This window comes from uncultured Nostoc sp., from assembly GCF_964245445.1.
Classification (GTDB): Bacteria; Cyanobacteriota; Cyanobacteriia; order Cyanobacteriales; family Nostocaceae; genus Nostoc.
This window is the reverse complement of the sequence record NZ_CAXTNE010000364.1, coordinates 1-6,344: the sequence shown is the minus strand read 5'-3', so window position 1 is coordinate 6,344 and position 6,344 is coordinate 1. Positions and strand designations below refer to the sequence as shown.

At 38.9% G+C, this 6,344-nt stretch carries 7 protein-coding genes and 2 pseudogenes; 5 read left to right on the top strand and 4 right to left on the bottom strand.

The window, feature by feature from the left end; all coding sequences use genetic code 11:
- Positions 1–577: 577 nt before the first annotated feature.
- The gene (locus ACFE90_RS34820; protein WP_375506832.1) at positions 578–3,163 is read left to right on the top strand and encodes a GAF domain-containing protein; all 2,586 of its coding nucleotides are present in this window, start codon (positions 578–580) and stop codon (positions 3,161–3,163) included.
- A gap of 81 nt (positions 3,164–3,244) precedes the next feature.
- On the opposite strand, the pseudogene ACFE90_RS34815 reads toward ACFE90_RS34820, so the two are convergent.
- Positions 3,245–3,427: pseudogene (locus ACFE90_RS34815) on the bottom strand (transposase); the annotation flags it as partial.
- 137 nt (positions 3,428–3,564) lie between these two features.
- On the bottom strand, positions 3,565–3,780 hold the full coding sequence (locus ACFE90_RS34810) for a transposase (protein WP_375506834.1): 216 nt from the start codon (positions 3,778–3,780) through the stop codon (positions 3,565–3,567).
- Here ACFE90_RS34810 and ACFE90_RS34805 point away from each other — a divergent pair.
- A complete protein-coding gene (locus ACFE90_RS34805) occupies positions 3,774–4,193 on the top strand; it encodes a transposase (protein WP_375506831.1) in 420 nt (139 codons plus the stop codon). The genes ACFE90_RS34810 and ACFE90_RS34805 overlap by 7 nt on opposite strands.
- A 186-nt stretch (positions 4,194–4,379) precedes the next feature.
- Here ACFE90_RS34805 and ACFE90_RS34800 read toward each other — a convergent pair.
- Positions 4,380–4,451: pseudogene (locus ACFE90_RS34800) on the bottom strand (four helix bundle protein); the annotation flags it as partial.
- 32 nt (positions 4,452–4,483) lie between these two features.
- Positions 4,484–4,732 (bottom strand): transposase, encoded by a 249-nt coding sequence (locus ACFE90_RS34795; RefSeq protein WP_375506830.1) that lies wholly within the window; start codon positions 4,730–4,732, stop codon positions 4,484–4,486.
- Between the two features lie 271 nt (positions 4,733–5,003).
- Between ACFE90_RS34795 and ACFE90_RS34790 the strand changes: the two genes are divergently transcribed.
- The 3 genes from ACFE90_RS34790 (at position 5,004) to ACFE90_RS34780 (ending at position 6,204) form a co-directional block, all read left to right on the top strand.
- On the top strand, positions 5,004–5,381 hold the full coding sequence (locus tag ACFE90_RS34790) for an ABC transporter permease (protein ID WP_375506829.1): 378 nt from the start codon (positions 5,004–5,006) through the stop codon (positions 5,379–5,381).
- A 144-nt stretch (positions 5,382–5,525) separates the two neighbouring features.
- Positions 5,526–5,915, top strand: coding sequence for an ABC transporter permease (locus ACFE90_RS34785; RefSeq protein ID WP_375506833.1), 390 nt, complete (start codon positions 5,526–5,528; stop codon positions 5,913–5,915).
- A 79-nt stretch (positions 5,916–5,994) separates the two neighbouring features.
- Positions 5,995–6,204, top strand: a complete 210-nt coding sequence (locus ACFE90_RS34780; RefSeq protein WP_375506828.1) for an acyl carrier protein — start codon at positions 5,995–5,997, stop codon at positions 6,202–6,204.
- Positions 6,205–6,344 lie beyond the last annotated feature (140 nt).

Here is a 6,344-nt window from a genome sequence, read left to right as displayed (position 1 = left end):
TTTTTTTTTTGAAACTTACTGTTTTTTTAGAAAAAGTTGCAAGATTTTTCAGAGAAATGCAATATTTTCGTTAAGTTAGGTTTCAATATCATTGTTATTTTGTAAAATCAATATTTTTATATTAAAGAAATACATTTTAAAATATATAAGTTAAATTTATATATTATCAAGAACGTTTTCGAGCTTAATAACACTTAAGCTTTACATAAATTTTATATAGCAGTCCGCTTTGATTTTTGAAATTATTTGCGTATACAGGGAGTGGGGAGTGCGGAAGAAGCCTTTTCAGGGTGTAATGAGAATGAAATAGCCCTGCTTGCTTCTGACTTCTTCTCAATACAAAATTGACGATTCCTACAAGACTTATGTGGAAACGGTAGCAAAGGTTCTGGGTATTACTGCATCTGTACTGTAGTCATAAGTAATTGGCTTCCACCTTGCTTCTCAGGATGACGCTAGCTAAACAAGCGATTAAACTATGGATAACATCAAGGAATTGTTGCTTTTAGCACCACTTACATAAATTTAGTTGCATTGTTACATCTAAAATCTCATCCTGCTATATAAAAAACCTATTATGTCAGTGTATCAAGGAAGTTGTGGGGAGACCACCGATTTAATTATTGGTGTTCACAACCAAGAAAACCTCGAATTACAAGCAAATTCTGCTCCTGTGGGTGCTCTTGCCACAAGACAAGGAACTTTTTCTACGTTTCTTGCTCCTTTGACTCAAGATACTTTTAAACAGGTCGTTCAGGATGTCGAGCAAAAATTACAGATTGTCCATCAAACCCTGTCAATGCTGGATTCTCAGGGATTTGAAACTCTTCTGCAAGAAATGTTGCATTCGATTACCTTAAAAACCGGGGAATTACTGGGGGCAGACCGGACGACGATATTTTTATTGGATGAAGAAAAACAAGAACTCTGGTCGATTCTGGCTGAGGGGGAGGGCGATCGCTCTTTAGAAATTCGCATCCCCGCCAATAAAGGCATTGCTGGGGAAGTCGCTACCTTCAAGCAAGTTATTAATATTCCCTTTGATTTTTATAACGATCCGCGATCGCATTTTGCCCAAGAACAAGAAAAAAGAACTGGCTACCGCACCTACACCATGCTGGCTTTGCCATTATTGAATGAACATGGACAGTTAGTTGCGGTAGTGCAATTACTGAATAAATTAAAATATGGGAATAATCCTGATGTTCCACTTGCAGAGCGGATTGATACCAAAGGTTTTATCTGTGGTGACGAACAATTATTTCAAGAATTTGCCCCTTCAATTCGCCTGATTTTAGAATCCTCGCGCTCTTTTTATGTCGCCACTCAAAAACAAAGAGCAGTGGCGGCGCTGATGAAGGCGATCAAGTCTTTATCTCAAAGCAGTCTCGACTTAGAAGATACCCTGAAGCGGGTGATGGATGAAGCCAAGGAACTGATGAATGCCGATCGCAGTACACTATGGTTAATAGACCGCGATCGTCATGAATTGTGGACCAAAATCACCCAGGATGATGGTTCAACTAAGGAGTTACGAGTCCCCGTAGGTAAAGGCTTTGCTGGTATAGTAGCGGCTTCTGGCAAGAAATTGAATATTGCCTTTGATTTGTACCAGCATCCTGACTCTGATACTGCCAAACAACTCGATCAGCAAAATGGCTATCGCACCTGTAGCTTGCTTTGTATGCCAGTATTTAACGCCGATCAACAACTGATTGGCGTTACCCAACTCGTAAATAAAAAGAAAACTGGGGATTTTCCACCTTATAATCCAGCTGATTGGCCCAAAGCTCCCGACTGCTTCCAAGCTAGCTTTGATCGCAACGATGAAGAATTTATGGAAGCTTTTAATATTCAAGCGGGAGTAGCGCTGCAAAATGCTCAGTTGTTTGCCACAGTCAAGCAACAAGAACAAATGCAACGGGATATTTTGCGTAGTCTTTCCAATGGAGTAGTTTCCACTGATAAAGCCGGGTTAATTATCGCCGCCAATGAAAGTGCCAAGCGTTTGCTAGGACTGGAGCCAGAAGAACGTTTAGAAGGCAAATTAGTTACTGATGCGATCGGCATCAAAGAAGGTGACTTTAGCAAGTGGTATCAGGATGCTTTACATGCAGCCGACTTAAAAGGCCGCCAGCAATATTACCCCGATCGTACACTCCTAACTACTGGTATAGAACAGCACAGTATAAATTTATCCATTAACACAATAGCTGATGCTAGCGACCAAGAGCAAGTCCGGGGGGCGCTGGTAGTGATGGAAGATATCAGTGATGAAAAACGGCTCAAGAGTACGATGTACCGTTACATGACTCAGGAATTAGCCGAAGAATTGCTGAAATTAGATGACGCTAAACTAGGAGGCGATCGTAAAGAAGTTTCGATTTTATTTTCCGATATTCGCGGCTACACCACTTTAACGGAAAACTTACAAGCAGAAGAAGTGGTGAGTATGCTTAATGAATATTTTGAATCAATGGTGGAGGCAGTCTTTAAACATAAAGGCACTCTTGATAAATATATCGGCGATGCGATCATGGCTGTGTTTGGTTCTCCCTTACCATTGGAAGAACACGCTTGGATGGCAGTACAAACATCTTTAGAAATGCGCCATCGTCTGCACGAATTTAATCAACGTCGCTATGCAGATGATAAGCCTAGAATCAAGATCGGCATTGGTATCAACTCAGATACCGTAATTAGTGGGAATATCGGCTCTAGTAAGCGGATGGAATTTACCGCCATTGGCGATGGCGTTAATCTTGGCTCTCGATTAGAAAGTGTTAGTAAACAATATGGTTGCGATATTATTATTAGCGATAACACTTTTAAGCCATGCCAAGATCAGATTTGGGCTAGGGAACTAGATTACATTCGTGTTAAGGGTAGAAACGAACCAGTAGCCATATATGAATTACTGGGTTTGCGTTCCAACCCTATTGAAAGCGAAAAATTGCAAGTGATTGAGCATTATCACAAAGGGCGCGAGTATTACCTCAAGCGGCAGTTTTCCCATGCTAGAGCCGAGTTCGCCAAAGTTTTGACAGCAGATAACCATGATAAAGCTGCTATGTTGCATTTGTTGCGTTGTCAGCATTGGTTACAATCACCCCCAACAGAATCAGATTGGGATGAAGGAGTCTGGACGTTTCAGGAAAAATAAGTGGCGTTTGTAAGGAGGCAGAGGATTGCAATAAGTCTATATGCTTTATATTTACACTGATCTGACGTGAGTTCGACGAAACTAAAAAGCCACCGCAGGCAAAGCAGGTAAATCTTTATGGTTAATATCCAAAGAAGGTTTCTTCTCTTGGTAGGTGTAAGCGACCAGCCCAGCTAAAAGGTTAACCATAAGGTTAAGTACACTTCGATGCCTTGAGTGTTCGAGTTAGCAAATATTCTTAAGTTGGTCATTGACGGACTCAATTACAGCCCCAGGGCAAACGCATTATGTCAACAAGACCCTTGGGTTATCAATAAGCTCAAAATTAATCGCATTAATTGTTGCTTATTGACAAAAATTTTAGTGTAGGCGTAGCCCGTCGTAGACATCGCCTGAATTTTTTAAACTAAACCAAAGGAGAAATGTTGATTTTTTCGTTGGTTCTTAACCTTGATTGTGATCAAGAGTAATTTAGATGTGTTTGCCCTGATTACAGCTCGCTTGCGGAGTAAAATTTTATTTAACAAGGGAACCAACTTCTTTCTCATATTCTTTTTGAGCTTTGTGATTAGCCGTAAACCTTGTTCGTAAAGCTCCTCAAAGAGTTTGTTTGAAATATAACCTCTATTATCGAACAGTTTACCTACAATATTTTGTATTGACTCGTTTGGGATTGACCCGCAAAAAAAAACGCTTCACTAAGCGTGAAAGACAAACAGAGCGAGTTCAAAACTTGCGAAAAGAGTACCGACAAAGAATGACCATGTTGCCTGTGAAAAATTTAGTCTTCATAGATGAAGCGGGAGTGAACTTAGGAATGACTTGCCGATTCGGACGGGCATTATCAGGACAAAGAGCTAATGGAACTCGTCCTCAACAACGAGGTCGAAATGTCAGTCTCATCGGTGCGATCGCATTACGAGGTGTTGTTGCTTCTATTGCTATTGTGGGAGCAGTAGATGGACTAACTTTTGAAGCATTTATTGGTTCTTATCAGCTTTTGGTGATGATGAAAGGTTACGCACTTTAAGGCAGAGGGCAGAAGGCAGAGGGCAGAGGGCAGAAGGAACAAGTCAGAAGGGGATTCAAACCCCTCCTGACTTGGAGCCACTGAAAGAAAGTTCAGTGGGGGCTTTAAACCCTTACTCCCTGCGGTCTTTTCTGTGGGCAGGAATCAGAATTCCCTTCAGCATAGATGCCCCTGCCCTCTGCCTTTCTTGGTAAATTTATAACAATTGATAGCAAGTTGAACCGCCCTTTGCCAGATAAACTGATTTCTATAACTCATATAATCAAATGTAAATTGTCAAAATTTTCTCCTCAAACAGCCAACAGAAATCGTCGTTCCAGTAAGTCTATCTTGGCTCGACCATACATCTGCCGCTTTAACATTTTCAGTCGATTAATATGTCTTTCAACGGGGCCATTGCTGAGTGACATAGTTACACCTGCTTTCACAGCATCGTAGTCAGACTCTAAACCAAAAGCAAAGGAGCGCAACAAAGAAACCGAGCTGTTTTTAGCTTTGTTTAACCAAGCATCAAGCTGCTCGCTCAGGCGTTGACGCACAAGAGATGCAAACTGTTGAGCCTGGTTTAATCCGGGACGAAAAGAATCTCTTTCAATCGTGCCAGGTGTTTTTGCAGTTATTTTGTGGATTTATCCCTCATTATTAACAGTAATTACTATGGTGCGAGAGAAATAAAAGGGAACAATATTACAAGTCTATACTTCTAGTATCAGCGCTGAATAATTATTGTTAGTAAAAGCTTTAGTTTACTTGCTAATTTGAATTAATGAAGCATTACTCATTATGATTATGAGTGTAATAATTTGGTAATTGACATTAGCTGGATATCCAACACCATTATTATTGGGCACAATAATGTTTTTGATAGATAGTATTATGTTTGGTTTATTAATTGGTGTTCGCGCTGCCAATCGAAATGCTGCCGTCCAAGCTATTGCACTACTAGGGTTTTTGACATCTCTATTACTAAGCGTATTCATTTATCCCCTTAGTAATATACCCTTTCCACTTTCACTATTTACTTATATTGTTCCAGCACGTTATTATATTGAAATCACTCGTGATGCTTATGTACGCGGCACTAATTGGGCAGGAATTTGGCTATCATTTTTAATGCTAGTTATATTAGGGTTTTTACTATTTAATGCAGCATGCCGAATATTAAAACGGATGCAATTACCAGATTAATCATTAACTTTATATTTATTCTTTTATATCTTTTTTAAAAATCAAACACAAGTTATGAACTTAATTCAACAATTGTTAAATAGTCGATTTTGGAGTTTAGCTATTAAAGAATTTCACCGAATACTGAGAAGTAAATAAACATTAATATTACTGATAATCCCTTCCACAATCCAAATGCTACTTTATGGATTTTCTCTGAATCCAGATGTGCATTATCTTAAATTAGGAGTCGTTGATTATGCTAATACTTATGAAAGCCGAGAGCTAGTTGCTGAATTAACTGAAAATAAAGTCTTTGTCGTTGAAAAATATATGTTCAACGATCATGATTTAGGTGAGCAAGTCCGACAGGGAAAAATCACAGCAGGGTTGGTAATTCCCTATGATTTTAATCGCCATTTATCCGAAGATAAACCAGCCGAGATTCAGATTTTAGTTGATGCAGTAGATGCTAATACTGCTGGTATTGCTCAAGGTTATTTAAATCAAATTATTTATCAATTTAATCAACGCTTTTCATCCTCAACTAGATAATAACTCAAACCTACTCAATTCTATGAGTAAAATTATTTCGCAATAAAAGACTTGGAGTGTAGATAATATTCAAACTTGGTTGATTTCCAAGATTTCTGAAGAATTAGAATTAAATGATGAAACTGATATCCAAAAACCCTTTGCTCACTATGGTCTTTCTTCAATGATAGCTGTTGGTCTTTCAAGCGATTTAGAGGATTTGCTGGGAATTAAACTACCCGTTACAGTAGCGTGGGACTATCCAACTTTAGAATCTCTTGCTCAGTATTTAAAGAATGAACTCTGTTGATATTCTATCAGTCTTAAATTTTGTTTAACAAACCTCAGAGACGCAAAGACAATAAAGAGAGGTTCTCACCAATAATTTAGGATTGTTATATGAACCTATCCCACTAATAATATTTTGTGAATCCAGATGTGGATAGTAGC